We start from the raw sequence: 15,566 nt of genomic DNA, 5'->3' as shown, positions 1-15,566 counted from the left end.
CGCGATCCCGCTTAACGCGTTTCCAAGACGTGCCGGATAGTATTCCGGCAACACAGTCCGAGCCGATGGCGGCCATCATGTTTGTCTTCGCACGCTTCCTGCTGATGCCGTTCGTCCTCATCGCGGTAACGCTGTTCGCGATGGCATTGCACATTTCCGGAACGGCCCTGCACCACCAGTTCGCCTGGCATCAGACGGTTGCCACAGTGACGGATGTCAGTTCCTACAGCGAAGCCCAGGGTAATGGCCTCACCGCGAAAGGCATCAACGTCGCTGTCACCTATGTCGCGAACGATGCACCGATGACGTGGTCCGGCAAGGGAAAGGACATCGGCCTCTACACGGCGTCCAAAGGCGACGCGGTGAAGTTGTATTACAACCCTGCCAATCCATCGATCCTCGATACCGCGGCGATGAAGGGCTGGCGCGGCGGGCTGTTGCTCCTGGCCGCTACTGGTGGGTTCACTGTTTTTTTACGTGTGGTTCTTCTGGCTGCGCGGACGCACCGCACCGCCGGCGTCACCGATGATGCCTTCGGCAGTTCGCGTGGCGCGAGCGCAAAGCCGTCTCAACGGCAGCGTGGTACTTTCGGCCGGCGTTAGCGCCAATCGCCTGGGTAGCGCTTGCCTAGCGTCCGTGCCTCTGGATAGAAGTGGGCATGAGACTTCTCTTCCTCGGCGACATGGTGGGCAAATCGGGACGTACGGCGGTGTGGGAACAACTGCCCGGCCTGATCTCGGATTTCAAACTCGACTTCGTCATCGTCAATGGCGAGAACGCCGCCGGCGGCTTCGGCATCACCGAAGACATTTTTCGCGACACCATCGCCGCCGGTGCGGATGTCGTCACCACCGGCAACCATGTCTGGGACCAGCGCGACGCACTGGTCTTCGCGCCGCGCGAGGAGCGCTTCTTGCGCCCGTCCAACTTCCCCCAGGGCACGCCGGGGCGCGGTTCCGGCGTCTATATCGCCAAAAACGGCGCGCGCGTGCTGGTCGCCAACATCATGGGCCGGGTGTTCATGCATCCCGAGCTCGACGATCCGTTCCAGGCCGGCGAGCGCGAGCTGGCCGCCTGTCCGCTGGGCGAGCAGGCCGATGCCGTGGTCATCGACTTCCATGCCGAAGCGACCTCGGAGAAAATGTGCTTCGCGCATTTCGTCGACGGCCGCGCCAGCCTCGTCATCGGCACCCATACGCACCAGCCGACGGCCGACCACCAGATCCTCAACGGCGGCACCGGCTACATGTCCGATGCCGGCATGTGCGGCGACTATGATTCCTCGCTCGGCATGGACAAGGAAGAGCCGCTCAACCGCTTCCTGTCGAAAGTGCCGAAAGGCCGCTTCGAGGCGGCGACCGGACCGGCGACATTGTCCGGCGTCGGCGTCGACATTTCCGACCGGACGGGCCTGGCCGAAAAGATCGCGCCGTTTCGCCGCGGGCCTCGGCTTGAAGAAACCGCGCCATCCTTCTGGTCGTGACATTGATATGGTGGAATATAGTACCTAACTGGCGACGAAACTGCTCTAGATCGTAGAGGGGACGACCTCCATGCAGCTCGTTGAGTTCCTGGCGCCGCATTTTCAATTTGTTGCCGATCCAACCGCGTGGGTCGCGTTGCTGACGCTGATCGTGCTCGAGGTCGTGCTCGGCATCGATAATCTGATCTTCATCTCGATCCTGACCAACAAATTGCCGGAAGCGCAGCGCGCCCGCGCCCGGCGTCTCGGCATCTCGGCGGCGCTGATCATGCGGCTGGTGCTGCTCGCAACCATCTCCATCATCGTGCAGCTGACGACGCCGGTGTTCACAGCGTTCGGCCATGGCTTTTCCTGGCGCGACCTGATCCTGATTGCCGGCGGCCTGTTCTTGGTCTGGAAGGCGACCAAGGAAATCCACCACACCGTCGATCCCGACGACCACAAGGATACGATGATGGGCGAGACGCTGCAGATCTCGCTTNAAGGAAATCCACCACACCGTCGATCCCGACGACCACAAGGATACGATGATGGGCGAGACGCTGCAGATCTCGCTTGCCGGCGCCATCTTCCAGATCCTGCTGCTCGATCTCGTCTTTTCGATCGATTCGATCATCACCGCCGTCGGCATGACCGACGAGATTGCCATCATGTACATCGCCGTGATCGTGGCCGTGAGCGTGATGATGCTGGCGGCCGGGCCGCTGGCCAACTTCATCGCCAAGAACCCGAGCATCGTCATGCTGGCGCTGGGCTTCCTGCTGATGATCGGCATGACGCTGATCGCCGACGGCATGGGCTATCATGTGCCGAAGGGCTACATCTACGCCGCGATGGGCTTTTCCGCCCTGGTCGAGGGCCTCAACATGCTGGCGCGGCGAAGGAAGAAACCCAGCGGTGGGCATTGAGGCTGGGCGATCGGGGCGATCCTAGCGCCCCGGCACGCCCTTCGGATAACGGTCGCCGATCAGGCCAAGCGACAGGCCCTGTTCCAGCCATGCTTTGGCACCAGCCAACACCAGTGCGAAGCCGTCGGTCGAGCCGACCGCCTGCTTGACCTGCTCGTCGGCGGTGCCGGCGAAGCCGAAATTGCTGACCTCAAGAAAGGTCGCACCGTCAGGCGTTTCGGCGCCGGGCATCTCCGTGAATGTCCAGACCACAGTGGTCGGCGGATCGCTCCATTGCATGACGATCTTCTTGTTCTCGACGATCTCGCTGACATTGACCATCGCCGAGGCGCCGTACATGCGCCACTCCCAGCGAACCTCTTTGCCGCTATCCAGCCGGCCGCTACTGTGGGTAAACCAGAATTTCGTGGTGATGGCCGGGTTGACGATCGCCTCGAAGACCTCGTCGACCGGCCGCCTGATCAGCATGCCGGCTTCGGCAGTCGGCGTTTTGTGAATTTCCATCGATGCTCCTTCTTGTCCGGTTTGCGCTCACCAGGCGTCAGGCTCGCGCACCATGTGAACGATGCTGGCCGGGTTGGCGATCCAGAAGCCGCGAAAGCCTTCGCCCAGGGGCTCGACCGCGTCGCAACGGACGACGCCGGCCTTGGCGAGATGATCCGCAATGGCTGCAGAATCGTCGGTGAAAAGCTCAAGCCAGACTTCGGCCTGGCTCAGCATCGGCGCCTCGTCGATCCACAGACGGTTGGGGCCGAGCTCGAAGCCGATGGCCGGCGCCTTGGCGGTGAATGGATTCAAGCCGACGACGTCGCGATAGAAGGCGATCGTCGCCTCGTACTGATGCGACGGGACTTTCATGGCGATGTTGATTCCACCTGTCATTTTCGCGGTCATTGCGGGCTCCGTTGCGCGGTTCATCTGTTTGTCTCGTTGGCCGGCTCGCCCCTCATCTCGCCGCGGTAGTAGCCGTCGCGCAGGTTGATGCCGTATTCGACATAGGCCTTCATGCAGGCCAGCATCTGCGACCAGCCCTCGCAATTGAGGTAGGATTTCTGCAGGCCGACCACGCCTTCCGGCCAGCCGGATTCAGCAATGGTCACAAGGGTGCCGCCATCGTCCAGCGGCTCGAAGTTCATCTCGATGCGTGTCTTGTAGGCGGGCTTGCCTTCGGCATCGGTGGCATCCCAGCGCAGCACGATATGGCGGTCCTTGATCACCTCATCGACTTCGACGGGCACCTTGCCCCACCAGACCACCCCGGTGCCGGCCTTCAGCGGCGCGCTGGCGCCGCCGATGGTGGTGAAATAGCCACTCAGCTTTTTGGGATTGACGACGGCGTCGAAGACTTCGGCGACCGGTTTGCCGATGCGCCCGGAAACTCTGAATCCAAGAGACATATCCACAGCTCCTCCTTGATTGGCTCGACGATATGTTATAGAAACATAACATGTCAAGCCAAACCCCAGACGATCACGTTTTCAAGGCGTTGGCGCATCCGCGCCGTCGCGAATTGCTGGATCGGCTGAAGGATGCGCCGCAGACGACCGGCATGTTGTGCGAGGCGTTTCCCGACATCGATCGCTGCACCGTCATGCTGCATCTCAAGGTGCTGGAAGAAGCCGAACTGGTGGTGGCAAAGCGCCAAGGGCGAGAGCGCTGGAACCATCTCAACGCGCTGCCGATCAAGCACATCCACGACCGCTGGATCAGCCAGTATGCCGGCCATGCGCTCAGCATTATCGACCGGCTGAAGTCCGATCTGGAGGGCTGAACCGGCGCGGCTGGACGAATTGAGCCGATTTATCTATAAGCCGGCCATTCCGACAGAGAACGCCGTGCATCCATCGCGTTGCACCTTGGACGGCTCTGAAAATTTGAATTCGAGTACCCGGGAGGACGAGGTGAGACCACCTCGCTTCGGGATGCTCTAGCCGAAGACGACAGGGGTGCCATGGCCGGCCATTCACAGTTCAAGAACATCATGCACCGCAAGGGCCGGCAGGACGCGGTGCGGTCGAAAATGTTTTCCAAGCTGGCGCGCGAAATCACCGTCGCCGCCAAGAGCGGAACACCGGATCCGTCGATGAACCCGCGTTTGCGCCTGGCCATTCAGAACGCCAAGGCGGTGTCGATGCCGAAGGACAACATCCAGCGCGCCATCAACAAGGCATCGATGGGCGATGCCGAGAATTACGAAGCGGTGCGCTATGAAGGCTATGGGCCAGGCGGCGTGGCGCTGATCGTCGAGGCGCTGACCGACAACCGCAACCGCTCGGCCTCGAACGTGCGCGCCGCCTTCACCAAAGCCGGGGGTGCGCTTGGTGAAACCGGCTCGGTGTCGTTCATGTGGAACCGCGCCGGCGAGATTTACTATCCGGCATCCGCCGGCAGCGCCGACAAGGTGATGGACGCGGCGATCGAGGCCGGCGCCGATGACGTCGAGTCCGACGAGGAAGGCCACACCATCTACTGTGCGTTCGAGAGTATGGGCGAAGTGTCTAAGGCGCTGGAAGCCTCGCTTGGCGAGGCCGAATCGGTGAAGCCGATCTGGCAGCCGCAGAACAATGTCCCGGTCGACGAAGAGCGGGCGCAATCGCTGATGAAACTGGTGGCAACGCTCGAGGACGATGACGACGTGCAGAGCGTCTACGCCAATTTCGAGGTCGACGACGAGACCATGGCCAAGCTCAGCGCGGCATGATCGACCAGGACATTGGCGGAACTCAATCCGACATGAGCGAGCTGCACATCATCCGCATCACCTATTGCACGCAGTGCCAGTGGCTGTTGCGGGCCGGCTGGATGGCGCAGGAACTGCTCTCCACCTTCGGCACGGATCTTGGTGAAGTGACGCTGGTGCCGGGCACAGGCGGCATCTTCACCGTTTCCTGCAACGATGTGCTGGTCTGGGACCGCAAGCGCGACGGCGGCTTTCCCGATGCCGCCAAGCTCAAGCAGCTGGTGCGCGACGTCATCGATCCGGGCCGCGATCTCGGTCATTCCGACCGCAAGGGTCACACGCAAAAGGACCCCGCTTGAGGCGAGGTCCTTGCGTTTGCGAAGTGTCATTTTTCAGAGCAATGCGAAGATGAAGCAGGCCATCGACACGATGGCGGTGATGGTGCGGATGTGGTTCCACATCACCCATTGATTTAGATGGTTCGCCCACACGGCTGCGCCATTGGCGCTGGCCGGGTCGACGGCGGCGAGCGCATCGTTGAGCGGCACATTGAAGACCATGGTCACGATCGGGTTGCCGATCAAATAGATCACGGCGCCGGCAAGCAGCCAGTATGAACCGGACTGGCTCCAGCCCATGATAACGGCGGCGATAAGCACCAGACAGAGCAGGCCGGTGCCGAACAGCGCCGTCATGAAGGTGGGCGTGATCACCGTGATGTTGATCGAATTCATCGCTGCGATGCCTTGGGGGACCGGCAGCCGGGCAAGCGCCGCCATGATAAAGTTGGAAAAGGCGAAGAACACGCCGCCGACGACGCCCGAGCCGATGGCGGCGATGATGGTGAGGGTGGGAAGAAGCTTGATCATCTCAGTTGCTCCAGATGCCGGTTGCAGCGGTTTCATTTGCGTAGGCGGAAAAGTCTTTCGGCGCGCGGCCGAGCACACGCTGGACGCCGTCGGTCAGCGTCTCGTTGCGGCCGTCAAGCACTTCGGTGAACAGCTCGTTGAGCAGCCAGGCGATTTCGGGCGGCAGTTCGTATGCCGCCGTCGCGGCGGTGAATTCGTCATGCGAGATCTTGATATAGCGGATGTCGCGGCCGGTCGCCTTGGCGATCTCGGCAACCGCGTCGGCGAAGCTTAGCAGCCGCGGCCCGGTCAACTCATAGAGCTGGCCGACATGACCCGGTTCGGTCAGCGCAACGAAGGCAGCATCGGCGATGTCGTCGACATCGACGAAGGGCTCGCCAACAGGGCCGACAGGCAAAGCCACTTCGCCTTGCCGCAAGGACTCGACGAGAAAACCTTCACTGAAATTCTGCGAAAACCAAGCGCAACGCAGGATCGTCCAGTCAGCGCCCGAGGCTTTGACCATCTCTTCGGCGCGCTGGGCTTCGGTCTCGCCGCGGCCGGAGAGCAGCACCATGCGGGTGACGCCATTTGCCACCGCAAGCCTGGCGAAGGCGCCGACGGTCTCGGCGGCGCCCGGCACGGCGATGTCGGGATAGTAACTGATGTAGACGGCGCCCACGCCCTGCATGGCAGGCTCCCAGGTCGCCGGAACCTCCCAGTCGAAGCGGGGGCTGCCGGAACGCGAGCCGATGCGCACGGGAATGCCCTGTGAGGTCAGCCGCCCGGCGAGGCGACGGCCGGTCTTGCCAGTGCCACCGAGAATCAGGACTGGTTTGGTGTCGGTCATGGTGGTTTTCCTTTGTTACAAATATGAATAATCCTCACATTTGCAAAATGTGATAAACCCTCGTATTTTGGGAGTCAAGCCGTTTGTTGGCAGATTTTGTCGAGACCGGAGGCCGTCATGGAAGACACAGCAACGCCCGCATCTGAGGAGCAGGTCGCATCGCCGCGACGGGCGCCCACCCAGCAGCGCAGCCGCGAGCGGGTCGAGCGCATGCTGGCCGCAGCCTCGGCGCTGATTGCCGAGCAAGGCAGCGACGCCATGCGCATGGGCGAGGTAGCGGAACGGGCCGCGGTGTCGATCGGTTCGCTCTACCAGTTCTTTCCCGACAAGCGGGCGATCGTCTGGGCGCTGGCCGAGCGATACACCGCCGAAAGCCAGGCCTGCATCTCCTCGGCGCTCAAGGATGTCGTCGACGCCGAGGGCCTGCGGCAGGCGTTTTCGGAGCTGGTGGATATCTACTATCAGCTGTTCCTGGCCGAGCCGGTGATGCGCGACATCTGGTCGGGCACCCAGGCCGACAAGGCGCTGCGCCAGCTCGAACTCGCCGACAGCCGGGCGAATGCCGAATTCCTGACGATGGTGCTGAAGCGGCTGCATCCCGGCGCCGATCCGGTGGCGCTGGAGACCACAGCGTTTCTGGTCTGGCAGATGGGCGAGGCTGCCGTGCGGCTGGCGATCTCGGTCGACCGGCAGGAGGGCGACAGGCTGGTCGCCGCCTACAAGCGCATGGCGCTGCGGGAATTGGTGGACGGGTAGGCTCGCACCACTCTGGGAAGGGTCGCTTCGAAGCAGCAGGGTGGAGGCGTCGGACCGCACCCGACCCTGGGCGACCTCCCCACAAGCGGGAGGTATCGGCGCGTTAGCTCGAAGCGACTGACTTTGGCGGCAACAAAAAAACCCGCCACAAAGGCGGGTTCTTGATTCAGCGATACAGGTAAACTTTAGAGGCCGAAGCCTTCGAAGCGCTTCTTGAACTTCGACAGGCGGCCGCCGCGGTCGAGCAGGGTCTGCTGGCCGCCGGTCCAGGCCGGGTGCGTGGTCGGGTCGATATCGAGGTTCATCGTATCGCCTTCCTTGCCCCAGGTCGAACGGGTCGAGTATTCGGTGCCATCGGTCATGACGACCTTGATGGTGTGGTAGTCGGGATGGATATCGGCCTTCATTGTCGTGCTTCCTGGCTTGCGGCGCTACAGACGGGCCCGCGGCCTGCGTCGATGCGCCCCTTTTTAAAACTCGAAGCCGCAGCTATTGAAAAGCCACGGCTTCTAAAACGGTCGGCGAGCCTATACATCAGCCGGAATTGAATCACAAGGCCACGGCAGGCGCATATTGAACGCGCCCACCTGGAGCGGCCAGAGGAAACGGTCATGGCGGACATCAGCGGCGAGCAAGACGGGCGCAGGCGCTCGCTCGGGCCGCTCAGGCGCCTATATCCCTACATATTCCGCTACCGCAAACTGGTCATAGGCGCCCTCATTTCGCTCGCCATCGCCGCAGCGACGACGCTGGCGCTGCCGCTGGCCGTGCGGCGCATGATCGACCACGGTTTCAGCGCTTCCGGCACCGTCTTCATCGCCGAATATTTCGCCGCTTTGGTGGCGATGGCAGCCATTCTGGCGGCGGCATCGGCCGGACGCTACTACTTCGTCATCACGCTCGGCGAGCGGGTCGTTGCCGACATCCGCAGCGACGTGTTTTCGCATGTCACGACGCTTTCGCCGTCCTTCTTCGACACCGCCCAGTCGGGCGAGATCGTCTCGCGGCTTGCCGCCGACACCACGCAGGTGAAATCCGCCGTCGGCGCCACCGCCTCCGTGGCGTTGCGCAACGTCATCCTCGGCCTTGGCGCGGTGGCGATGATGGTCGTCACCAGCCCGAAACTGTCGGGCCTGGTGATCGCGGCCATTCCGCTCATCGTGCTGCCGCTGGTCGCGTTCGGCCGTTCGGTGAGGCGCCGGTCACGGCAGGCGCAGGACACGCTGGCGCAAGCGACCGCCTATGCCAGCGAGCAGATCGGCGCGGTGCGCACGCTGCAGGCGTTCACCAACGAGACGCTGGTCACCGGGCGGTTCTCGGCCGCGGTGGAAGCCGCCTTCCAAGCGGCGCGCTCGTCGATCTTCTCCCGCTCGCTGCTCACCTTCTTTGCCATCTTCATGATCTTTTCCTCGGTCGTGGCGGTGTTGTGGTTCGGCTCGCGTGACGTGCTTGCCGGCACGATGTCGCCCGGTACGCTCGGCCAGTTCCTGCTTTACTCCGTGTTTGCCGCAGGCGCGCTGGGCGCACTGTCGGAAGTCTGGGGCGAGCTTGCCCAGGCGGCGGGTGCGGCCGAAAGGCTGACCGAGATACTCGACGAGACGCCGGCGATTCAACCGCCGGCCAATCCGCTGCCGCTGCCCGCCAAGGCGACAGGCGCGATCAGCTTCGACGACGTCTCCTTCTCCTACCCGGCAAGGCCGGACCGTGCCGCCGTCCACGGCTTGAGTTTTCAGGTCAAGCCCGGCGAGACGGTGGCGATCGTCGGCCCGTCGGGCGCCGGAAAGAGCACCGTCTTTTCGCTGATCCTGCGCTTCTACGATCCAGAAACCGGCCGCATCGCCATTGACGGCGTCGACGTGCGCGAAGCCGATCCGGCTGAAGTGCGGGAGCGCATTGCGATCGTGCCGCAGGATGTCACCATCTTTGCGGCAAGCGCGCGCGACAATATCGGCTTTGGCCGGCCGGGCGCGACGAATGCCGAGATCGAGGCCGCCGCCAGGGACGCGCTGGCCGACGAGTTCATCCTCAGGCTCGACAAGGGCTACGACAGCCAGGTCGGCGAGCGCGGCGTCACCTTGTCCGGCGGCCAGCGCCAGCGCGTGGCGATCGCCCGCGCCATCCTGCGCGACGCGCCGATCCTGCTGCTCGACGAGGCCACGTCGGCGCTCGACGCCGAAAGCGAAACGCTGGTGCAGACGGCGCTGGAACGGCTGATGCAGGGCCGCACCACCATCGTCATCGCCCACCGGCTGGCGACCGTGCTGAAGGCCGACCGCATCCTGGTCATGGATGGCGGCCGCATCGTCGAGGAAGGCACGCACCAGAGCCTGGTCGCCAAGGGCGGAATCTATGCAAGGCTGGCCAAGCTGCAGTTCGAAACCGGAGCAAGCGCCTTCAGGGGTGCCGCGGAGTAGCAACCCGCAATCAGGCGGGACCATACCGCTTGCGGAGATGCTCGGTGAAATGCGCGGCATTCAGTTTCTCGCCGGTGGCGCGCTCAAGCAGTTCGGGCGTCGACCAGCGCGATCCCTGCGACCAGATCTTGTCGCGGCGCCAGTCATTGATGGCGGCGAAATTGCCCCTGGCGAGATCGCTGTCGGCTGAAGGATGGTCGCGCGTCAGCGCAGCCCATTGCTGCGCCGCCATCATGGCGCCCAGCGTATAGGACGGGAAATAGCCGAAGGCGGCGCCCGGCCAATGCACGTCCTGCATCGGTCCGTCGGCTGGGTTGTCGATGGTCGAAAGGCCAAGATACTCCCGCATCTTGGCGTCCCACGCTTCGGGCAGGTCGGCCGCCTGCAGCCGCCCCGAGACCAGCTCCTGCTCCAACTCGTAGCGCAGGATGACATGCAGCGGGTAGGTTACCTCGTCCGCGTCAACGCGGATCAGGCCGCGCTCGACCCGGTGCACATGCGGCAGGATGTCGTCGAGCGACCAGGCTTCGCCGAGATGCTTTTCGACCACGGGCAGCGCCCAGCGCCAGAATTCGGGGTTGCGGCCGACCTGTTTCTCGACGAACAGGCTCTGGCTTTCATGCACCGCCATGCCGCGCGCCTTGCCGAGCGGCCAGTGCGCCCAGGCCTTCGGCAGGTTCTGCTCGTAGAGCGCATGGCCGGTCTCGTGCAGCACGCCCATCAAGGCCGACAGGAAGTCGGACGTTTTGTAGCGGGTGGTGATGCGCACGTCGCTCGGCACGCCGCCGCAGAAGGGATGGTGCGATACGGACAGAGAACCGTGGGTGAGGTCGAAGCCGACCGAAGCCATCATGGCGAGACCAAGCTCGCGCTGCCGGTCGATCGCATAGCTGCCGGAGAGCGGCTTCACGGGATGCCTGGCCAGGCGCGCTTCCTGCGCGGCCAGGGCTTCCGGCACGAAGCCCTTCAGGAATGTCTTCAGCTCGGTGAAGACCGGCGTGATGTCGGCGGCGCGGTTGCCAGGATCGTATTGCTCCATCAGTGCGTCGTAGGGATCGAGGCCGAGCGCGTCGGCGCGCAAAGCGGCTTCCTCGCGCACCAGCGCGATGACACCTTCGAGCGCCGGCAGGAAGCCTGCCCAGTCATTCTTGGCGCGCAGGGCGCGCCAGAGCTGCTCGGAGCGCATACGCGCCACCGTCTGGCGCTCGACGAATTCGACCGGCAGGCAGGTCAGGTTGGTGTATTGGCGACGCAGTTCGCGGACCGCCGCCTGCTGCTCCTCGTTCAGCGCCTCCTGTTCGGCGGCGGCGAGCCAGTCGGCGATCTCCGGCGCGGTAGCCCTGATATGCAGCATCCCGGCCAGGGACGACATGGCTTCGGCGCGCTTCTCGCCGCCGCCGACGGCCATGTGGGTCGCCTCGTCGGCGCCGAGGATAGCGAGCGCATGTTCCAGCGCTTCGAGCTTGTGGCCGAGATCATCGAGCTTCTGAAAAGACATGGCAGGTTCCGCGTTTTGGACCGCGGGAAAAGATACCAACGCGCCAGGATTGGCAACCCTCAAAGGTGGCTTTCGCCGATGCAGCTTGCGCCGATGAGCTTGTGCGTGGAATGCTGGCTGGCGGTGGAACACCGCCATGCAGGGGAGACTAAGATGATCGGCAATATCCTGGTCGGGCTGGTGGCCCTGATCCACCTCTACATCGTCTATCTGGAGATGGTGGCGTGGGACACACCGCGCGGGCACAGGGCGTTCAACCTCAAGCCGGACTTCGCCAGCGCATCGAAGGTGCTCGCCGCCCATCAGGGGCTCTACAACGGCTTCCTTGCCGCCGGGCTGATCTGGGGCCTCTATCTCGGCGCAGCCGGATTCCAGATCAAGGTGTTCTTCCTGCTTTGCATCGCCGTCGCCGGCCTCTATGGCGCGGCGACTGCCAGCCGGAAGATCCTCTATATTCAGACCGTGCCGGCGGTGCTGGCCCTCGCTGCGCTGTGGCTGGGCTGGTGACAAAAAAGACGCCCTCGGAGCCAGATCCGGGGGCGTCAGACAGTCCCTTCCTCATTCCTGGAGATATCAGAGCGGATCTCAGCCGTTCGGATAATTTCCGCCGTCGGAGCCATCACCGATCATGAAGCCGCTGCCGGTGTCGGACATCAGCCTCTGATCGACATTGTCGAGGCGGCGCAGCAGATCGTGATATTGCGCGGCCGGGATCCGGCCATGGTCCGAAGCGGCGACCCGTTCGGCGGCCTGGCCGATATGCGCAGCACGCAGATGCAGCCACTGCGCTTCCGAGGTCGAGATGCCCTTCGTCTCGCGCGCATCCGTGATGCCCTGTTCGACGCCCCGCACCTGCTCGATCAGGCCGGTCACGCGCGGACCGGTCATGTCGGTCCGGTCGCTGGCGTCGAGGGCGCCCTTGTGATGTCCGGCGGCATAGGCGCCGGCGAGTGGAACAGTGATCAGAAGTGTCGTGAGGGTTGCGGTCCTGAGAGTCTTCAAAGAGCGCATGATGTGCGTCTCCTCCTGCTATGGAAGGGGCAAGCGCTTTCGCTCCGCCTTCCGGAAGCGGGCCGTCCGGTTCCGTCGCGTCGCGATGGGAGGCATCGCCGGCGGTTCTCGGCCCTGCGCGTCAAAGTAGGAGCCCGGAAACGCGAAGTGTAATTAAAGAAAGATAATGTTTTCAGGCCTTGCCGGCCTGGCGTTTCGCCCTAGAGTTGAGCTGGCAAACAATTTCGCGTGACTGAAAATCACCGTTCGGTGAGCTTCAGTTCAATGCGTCGGTTCTTGTTGCGGGCGTCTTCGGTGTCGGCGGGGTCGAGCGGCTGGAATTCGCCGAAGCCGGCCGCAACCAGCCGGTTGGCGGGCACGCCGTTCTCGATCAGGAACTTGACCACCGAGGTCGAACGCGCCGTCGACAATTCCCAATTGTCGCGATAGCGGCCGGCGCCGGACAGCGGCTTGTTGTCGGTGTGGCCGTCGACGCGCAGCACCCAGTTGATCTCGGGCGGGATTTCCTTTTGCAACTCGATGATGGCGTCGGCGAGCTTCTTCATCTCGACCTTGCCGGCATCGTTGATCACTTCGGAGCCGGTCGGGAACAGAACTTCCGACTGGAAGACGAAGCGGTCGCCGACGATGCGGATGTTCTCGCGATCGGCGAGGATTTCGCGCAGGCGGCCGAAGAAGTCGGAGCGGTACCGGTTCAGTTCCTGCACGCGCTGCGCCAGCGCGACGTTGAGCCGACGGCCGAGATCGGCGATCTTGGTGTTGGAATCGCGGTCGCGCGTTTCGGACACGTTGAGGGCGTCCTCGAGCGCGCCGATCTGCTTGCGCAGTGCCGCGATCTGCTGGTTCAGGATCTCGACCTGGCTCAGCGCCTGCTGGCTGATCTGGCGCTGGCTGTCGAGTTCGCCGCCGAGCTCCGCGGCGCGCTGGTTGGCGGCGTCGCCGGCGCCGGCGCCTTGCGCCAGCAACTGCTCGAGCCGGCTCCTTTCTGCTTCCGCCGCCGACAGCGACGCCTGCAGATTGGCCAGCGAATCGTCCTTGTCCTGCGCGGTCGAGCGCTCCAGCGCCAGCAGCTGCGTCAGTTCGTTGATCTGCGAGTTGAGGCGCGTGAGCGCCGTATCCTTGCCGGAGAGTTCGCGGCCGAGCAGGAACTGCGCCAGCACGAAAACGGTAAGCAGGAACATGATGGCGAGCAGCAGCGTCGACAGCGCGTCGACGAAGCCCGGCCAATAGTCGATCCGGCGATCGGTGCGCCGGCCCCTGGCGAGAGCCATGCTAGTGGACCCCGGGTTTCTTTAGCGCGTCGGCGATCTTTTCCAGCGTGTTGCGCATCGCCTTCTGCTCGTCCGACTGGGCCTCGACCCAGTCGCGCATGATCTGCTGCTCGGAGCGCATGTTCTTGACCAGGCCGGAAATGCCGTCGGCGAGATTGGCCATGGCGGTGGCGACGCGCGGATTGGAGCCGCCGCCGCTTTCCTGCATGCTGCGCAGCCGTTCCGACAGGACCCGGATCTCGTCGGAGGATTCAGTCTTGGCCGGGTCGGCGACGGCGATGTCGGAGGAGAGATCGGTGACCGAGGACAGCCAGTTTTCAAGCTCGGTATAGAATCGGGTCTGGGCGCGGCCGGCCTGCAGGTCGAGGAAGCCTAGCACCAGCGACCCGGAAAGACCGAACAGCGAGGACGAAAAGGCCGTGCCCATGCCGGCCAGCGGCGCCGACAGCCCCTGCTTCAGCGAATCGAGCACGGCGGCGGCGTCGCCGGTGCCGGGATCGAGCGATTCGATGGTTTCGCGGATCGAGCCGATGGTGTTGAGCAGGCCCCAGAAGGTGCCGAGCAGACCGAGGAACACCAGCAACCCGACGAGATAGCGCGAGGTGTCGCGGCTTTCGTCGAGGCGGGTGGCGATCGAATCCAGCATGGTGCGCATCGAAGACGTCGAGAAGGCGACCGTCGAGGAGCGGCCGATCATCGCCTTCATCGGCGCCAGCAGCACCGGCTCGGTGGTTTCGGAACCGGCGCGGAAGGAATTGACCCAGCGCACTTCGCGAAACAGTCGTCCGACCTGGGCGAAGGCGAGCAGGATGCCGACCACAAGGACGCCGACGATGAGGCCATTGAGGCCGGGATTGCTCCCGAAAGCGGTCGAGATCTGGCGGGTGAGGATGGCGGCGATGAAGGCGACGATGACCAGGAAGATGACCATGGTCAGGAGGAAGACCTGCGGGCTCGACAGTTTGTGCGGATCGTACATCAGGACATCAGAACGCCTGCCCACGCCGAAGGATCTGAGAAAAGCCATCCGTGCCCCGTTTCCGATGCTCTATTTGCCTTGACGCAATTCCGAACGGGAAGCCGCTCATACTTCCCTGGAACCGCTCCATTGCCGCCGATCACGTAATTCGCGACTCTAAACGGAATTGTGACCAAATTGAATGGCGCTTGGCAATATTGCCCGACTGTCGGGCCGCACCACGCCGTTCAGAGGCGGTTGACGACCAGGCAGTCGACCATGGCGGCAAGATGCAGCCCGGCGCCGGTGACGACAAAGCCGTGCCAGAGGGCATTGTGGAAGCGCAGGCGTTTCCAGGCGAAGAAGATGACGCCGCAGGAGTACACGACGCCGCCGGCGACAATCAGCGCGATCGAAGTCGTCGGCAACGTCGCCACCAGCGGCTTGACCAGGACGACGCCGCTCCAGCCGATGGCGAGATAGAAGACAATGGCCAGACGATCAAAGCGGCCGGGCAGGAACACTTTCATGGCAATGCCGGTCAAAGCAGCGGTCCAGACAAGGACAATCATCGGCAGCGCCAGCGGCGAGCCGTCGAGCTGGGCCAGAAAGGGCGTGTAGGTCGCGGCGATCAGGAGGTAGATCGCCGCATGATCGAAGCGCCGCAAGATCCACTTCGCCGGCGACGTCACCGGCCACAGATTGTAGGTCAGCGAAATCAACAGCACAGTCAGCAGCGACACCACGAAGAAGGCGGCGGCGATGTATTCGCCGGGACCGGCATGGAAGGCGGCCAGCGCCAGCAAGGCCGAGCCGGCTGCTATCGCCAGCACGATGCCGACCGCATGGACGATGCCATCGGCGATCATCTCCGCACGCGAGTAGTGCC

Annotated in this window: 19 protein-coding genes and 1 pseudogene; 9 read left to right on the top strand and 11 right to left on the bottom strand. The window is 63.6% G+C overall.

The genetic code is table 11. The features are described from left to right. The first annotated feature begins 77 nt into the window (after positions 1-77). From X728_RS142550 to X728_RS01000000167140, 3 genes and pseudogenes are all read left to right on the top strand, one after another. The gene (locus X728_RS142550; RefSeq protein WP_196815103.1) at positions 78-602 is read left to right on the top strand and encodes a DUF3592 domain-containing protein; all 525 of its coding nucleotides are present in this window, start codon (positions 78-80) and stop codon (positions 600-602) included. A 56-nt stretch (positions 603-658) separates the two neighbouring features. Beyond that, on the top strand, positions 659-1,483 hold the full coding sequence (locus X728_RS142555) for a YmdB family metallophosphoesterase (RefSeq protein ID WP_023832604.1): 825 nt from the start codon (positions 659-661) through the stop codon (positions 1,481-1,483). Positions 1,484-1,553: 70 nt separating this feature from the next. Next, positions 1,554-2,391: pseudogene (locus X728_RS01000000167140) on the top strand (TerC family protein). A 21-nt stretch (positions 2,392-2,412) separates the two neighbouring features. Here the strand turns inward: X728_RS01000000167140 and X728_RS142560 are convergent. Genes X728_RS142560 through X728_RS142570 form a run of 3 tightly spaced genes read right to left on the bottom strand, consistent with a single transcriptional unit; the run spans position 2,413 to position 3,788 of the window. Beyond that, complete coding sequence (locus tag X728_RS142560) at positions 2,413-2,895, bottom strand: SRPBCC family protein (protein ID WP_023832603.1); 483 nt, start codon at positions 2,893-2,895, stop codon at positions 2,413-2,415. 27 nt (positions 2,896-2,922) lie between these two features. After that, positions 2,923-3,285: a glyoxalase/bleomycin resistance/dioxygenase family protein gene (locus tag X728_RS142565; RefSeq protein ID WP_023728642.1), complete on the bottom strand. Its 363-nt coding sequence runs from the start codon at positions 3,283-3,285 to the stop codon at positions 2,923-2,925. 20 nt (positions 3,286-3,305) lie between these two features. Next, on the bottom strand, positions 3,306-3,788 hold the full coding sequence (locus tag X728_RS142570) for an SRPBCC domain-containing protein (RefSeq protein WP_023668738.1): 483 nt from the start codon (positions 3,786-3,788) through the stop codon (positions 3,306-3,308). 50 nt (positions 3,789-3,838) lie between these two features. On the opposite strand from X728_RS142570, the gene X728_RS142575 reads away from it, so the two are divergent. The 3 genes from X728_RS142575 to X728_RS142585 all read left to right on the top strand — a co-directional run bounded on the left by X728_RS142575 (position 3,839) and on the right by X728_RS142585 (position 5,430). Then, on the top strand, positions 3,839-4,162 hold the full coding sequence (locus X728_RS142575; protein WP_023832602.1) for a helix-turn-helix domain-containing protein: 324 nt from the start codon (positions 3,839-3,841) through the stop codon (positions 4,160-4,162). A 180-nt stretch (positions 4,163-4,342) separates the two neighbouring features. Continuing rightward, positions 4,343-5,092: a YebC/PmpR family DNA-binding transcriptional regulator gene (locus X728_RS142580; RefSeq protein WP_023668740.1), complete on the top strand. Its 750-nt coding sequence runs from the start codon at positions 4,343-4,345 to the stop codon at positions 5,090-5,092. Positions 5,093-5,124: 32 nt separating this feature from the next. After that, a complete protein-coding gene (locus X728_RS142585) occupies positions 5,125-5,430 on the top strand; it encodes a SelT/SelW/SelH family protein (protein ID WP_031195794.1) in 306 nt (101 codons plus the stop codon). A gap of 33 nt (positions 5,431-5,463) precedes the next feature. Here the strand turns inward: X728_RS142585 and X728_RS142590 are convergent, their stop codons facing one another. Both X728_RS142590 and X728_RS142595 read right to left on the bottom strand, forming a co-directional pair. Next, complete coding sequence (locus tag X728_RS142590; RefSeq protein WP_023711991.1) at positions 5,464-5,940, bottom strand: DUF1772 domain-containing protein; 477 nt, start codon at positions 5,938-5,940, stop codon at positions 5,464-5,466. A gap of 1 nt (position 5,941) precedes the next feature. Continuing rightward, entirely contained in the window at positions 5,942-6,769 is an 828-nt protein-coding gene (locus tag X728_RS142595) for an NAD(P)H-binding protein (RefSeq protein WP_023668744.1), read from the bottom strand. Positions 6,770-6,886: 117 nt separating this feature from the next. On the opposite strand from X728_RS142595, the gene X728_RS142600 reads away from it, so the two are divergent. Next, entirely contained in the window at positions 6,887-7,525 is a 639-nt protein-coding gene (locus X728_RS142600; RefSeq protein WP_023829284.1) for a TetR/AcrR family transcriptional regulator, read from the top strand. Positions 7,526-7,710: 185 nt separating this feature from the next. Here X728_RS142600 and rpmE read toward each other — a convergent pair whose 3' ends face one another. Further along, positions 7,711-7,932, bottom strand: a complete 222-nt coding sequence (gene rpmE / locus X728_RS142605) for a 50S ribosomal protein L31 (RefSeq protein WP_023668748.1) — start codon at positions 7,930-7,932, stop codon at positions 7,711-7,713. A 204-nt stretch (positions 7,933-8,136) separates the two neighbouring features. Between rpmE and X728_RS142610 the strand changes: the two genes are divergently transcribed. Next, the gene (locus X728_RS142610; protein WP_023668749.1) at positions 8,137-9,939 is read left to right on the top strand and encodes an ABC transporter transmembrane domain-containing protein; all 1,803 of its coding nucleotides are present in this window, start codon (positions 8,137-8,139) and stop codon (positions 9,937-9,939) included. A 10-nt stretch (positions 9,940-9,949) separates the two neighbouring features. Here X728_RS142610 and X728_RS142615 read toward each other — a convergent pair whose 3' ends face one another. After that, positions 9,950-11,437, bottom strand: a complete 1,488-nt coding sequence (locus X728_RS142615) for a carboxypeptidase M32 (RefSeq protein ID WP_023716062.1) — start codon at positions 11,435-11,437, stop codon at positions 9,950-9,952. Between the two features lie 153 nt (positions 11,438-11,590). Between X728_RS142615 and X728_RS142620 the strand changes: the two genes are divergently transcribed. After that, positions 11,591-11,944, top strand: coding sequence for a DUF1304 domain-containing protein (locus tag X728_RS142620; RefSeq protein ID WP_023716063.1), 354 nt, complete (start codon positions 11,591-11,593; stop codon positions 11,942-11,944). A 78-nt stretch (positions 11,945-12,022) separates the two neighbouring features. Here X728_RS142620 and X728_RS142625 read toward each other — a convergent pair whose 3' ends face one another. The 4 genes from X728_RS142625 to X728_RS142640 all read right to left on the bottom strand — a co-directional run bounded on the left by X728_RS142625 (position 12,023) and on the right by X728_RS142640 (position 15,546). Next, on the bottom strand, positions 12,023-12,448 hold the full coding sequence (locus X728_RS142625; RefSeq protein WP_023832600.1) for a hypothetical protein: 426 nt from the start codon (positions 12,446-12,448) through the stop codon (positions 12,023-12,025). 239 nt (positions 12,449-12,687) lie between these two features. After that, on the bottom strand, positions 12,688-13,719 hold the full coding sequence (locus X728_RS142630; RefSeq protein ID WP_023716065.1) for a peptidoglycan -binding protein: 1,032 nt from the start codon (positions 13,717-13,719) through the stop codon (positions 12,688-12,690). Between the two features lies 1 nt (position 13,720). Continuing rightward, positions 13,721-14,746 carry a MotA/TolQ/ExbB proton channel family protein gene (locus tag X728_RS142635; RefSeq protein ID WP_023668754.1) on the bottom strand — a complete coding sequence of 342 codons (1,026 nt, stop codon included), beginning with the start codon at positions 14,744-14,746 and terminating at the stop codon, positions 13,721-13,723. Positions 14,747-14,925: 179 nt separating this feature from the next. Beyond that, entirely contained in the window at positions 14,926-15,546 is a 621-nt protein-coding gene (locus tag X728_RS142640) for a hemolysin III family protein (RefSeq protein WP_023716066.1), read from the bottom strand. Positions 15,547-15,566 lie beyond the last annotated feature (20 nt).

It is taken from the genome of Mesorhizobium sp. L103C119B0 (assembly GCF_000502235.1).
Taxonomy (GTDB): Bacteria; Pseudomonadota; Alphaproteobacteria; order Rhizobiales; family Rhizobiaceae; genus Mesorhizobium.
The sequence above is the reverse complement of the archived record's forward strand: the minus strand, read 5'-3'. Positions and strand labels throughout refer to the sequence as shown.

Coding starts and splice junctions, on each gene's coding strand:
- X728_RS142550 (WP_196815103.1), top strand. CDS start 78: ATGTTTGTCTTCGCACGCTTCCTGCTGATGCCGTTCGTCCTCATCGCG.
- X728_RS142555 (WP_023832604.1), top strand. CDS start 659: ATGAGACTTCTCTTCCTCGGCGACATGGTGGGCAAATCGGGACGTACG.
- X728_RS142560 (WP_023832603.1), bottom strand. CDS start 2,895: ATGGAAATTCACAAAACGCCGACTGCCGAAGCCGGCATGCTGATCAGG.
- X728_RS142565 (WP_023728642.1), bottom strand. CDS start 3,285: ATGACCGCGAAAATGACAGGTGGAATCAACATCGCCATGAAAGTCCCG.
- X728_RS142570 (WP_023668738.1), bottom strand. CDS start 3,788: ATGTCTCTTGGATTCAGAGTTTCCGGGCGCATCGGCAAACCGGTCGCC.
- X728_RS142575 (WP_023832602.1), top strand. CDS start 3,839: ATGTCAAGCCAAACCCCAGACGATCACGTTTTCAAGGCGTTGGCGCAT.
- X728_RS142580 (WP_023668740.1), top strand. CDS start 4,343: ATGGCCGGCCATTCACAGTTCAAGAACATCATGCACCGCAAGGGCCGG.
- X728_RS142585 (WP_031195794.1), top strand. CDS start 5,125: ATGAGCGAGCTGCACATCATCCGCATCACCTATTGCACGCAGTGCCAG.
- X728_RS142590 (WP_023711991.1), bottom strand. CDS start 5,940: ATGATCAAGCTTCTTCCCACCCTCACCATCATCGCCGCCATCGGCTCG.
- X728_RS142595 (WP_023668744.1), bottom strand. CDS start 6,769: ATGACCGACACCAAACCAGTCCTGATTCTCGGTGGCACTGGCAAGACC.
- X728_RS142600 (WP_023829284.1), top strand. CDS start 6,887: ATGGAAGACACAGCAACGCCCGCATCTGAGGAGCAGGTCGCATCGCCG.
- rpmE (WP_023668748.1), bottom strand. CDS start 7,932: ATGAAGGCCGATATCCATCCCGACTACCACACCATCAAGGTCGTCATG.
- X728_RS142610 (WP_023668749.1), top strand. CDS start 8,137: ATGGCGGACATCAGCGGCGAGCAAGACGGGCGCAGGCGCTCGCTCGGG.
- X728_RS142615 (WP_023716062.1), bottom strand. CDS start 11,437: ATGTCTTTTCAGAAGCTCGATGATCTCGGCCACAAGCTCGAAGCGCTG.
- X728_RS142620 (WP_023716063.1), top strand. CDS start 11,591: ATGATCGGCAATATCCTGGTCGGGCTGGTGGCCCTGATCCACCTCTAC.
- X728_RS142625 (WP_023832600.1), bottom strand. CDS start 12,448: ATGCGCTCTTTGAAGACTCTCAGGACCGCAACCCTCACGACACTTCTG.
- X728_RS142630 (WP_023716065.1), bottom strand. CDS start 13,719: ATGGCTCTCGCCAGGGGCCGGCGCACCGATCGCCGGATCGACTATTGG.
- X728_RS142635 (WP_023668754.1), bottom strand. CDS start 14,746: ATGGCTTTTCTCAGATCCTTCGGCGTGGGCAGGCGTTCTGATGTCCTG.
- X728_RS142640 (WP_023716066.1), bottom strand. CDS start 15,546: ATGATCGCCGATGGCATCGTCCATGCGGTCGGCATCGTGCTGGCGATA.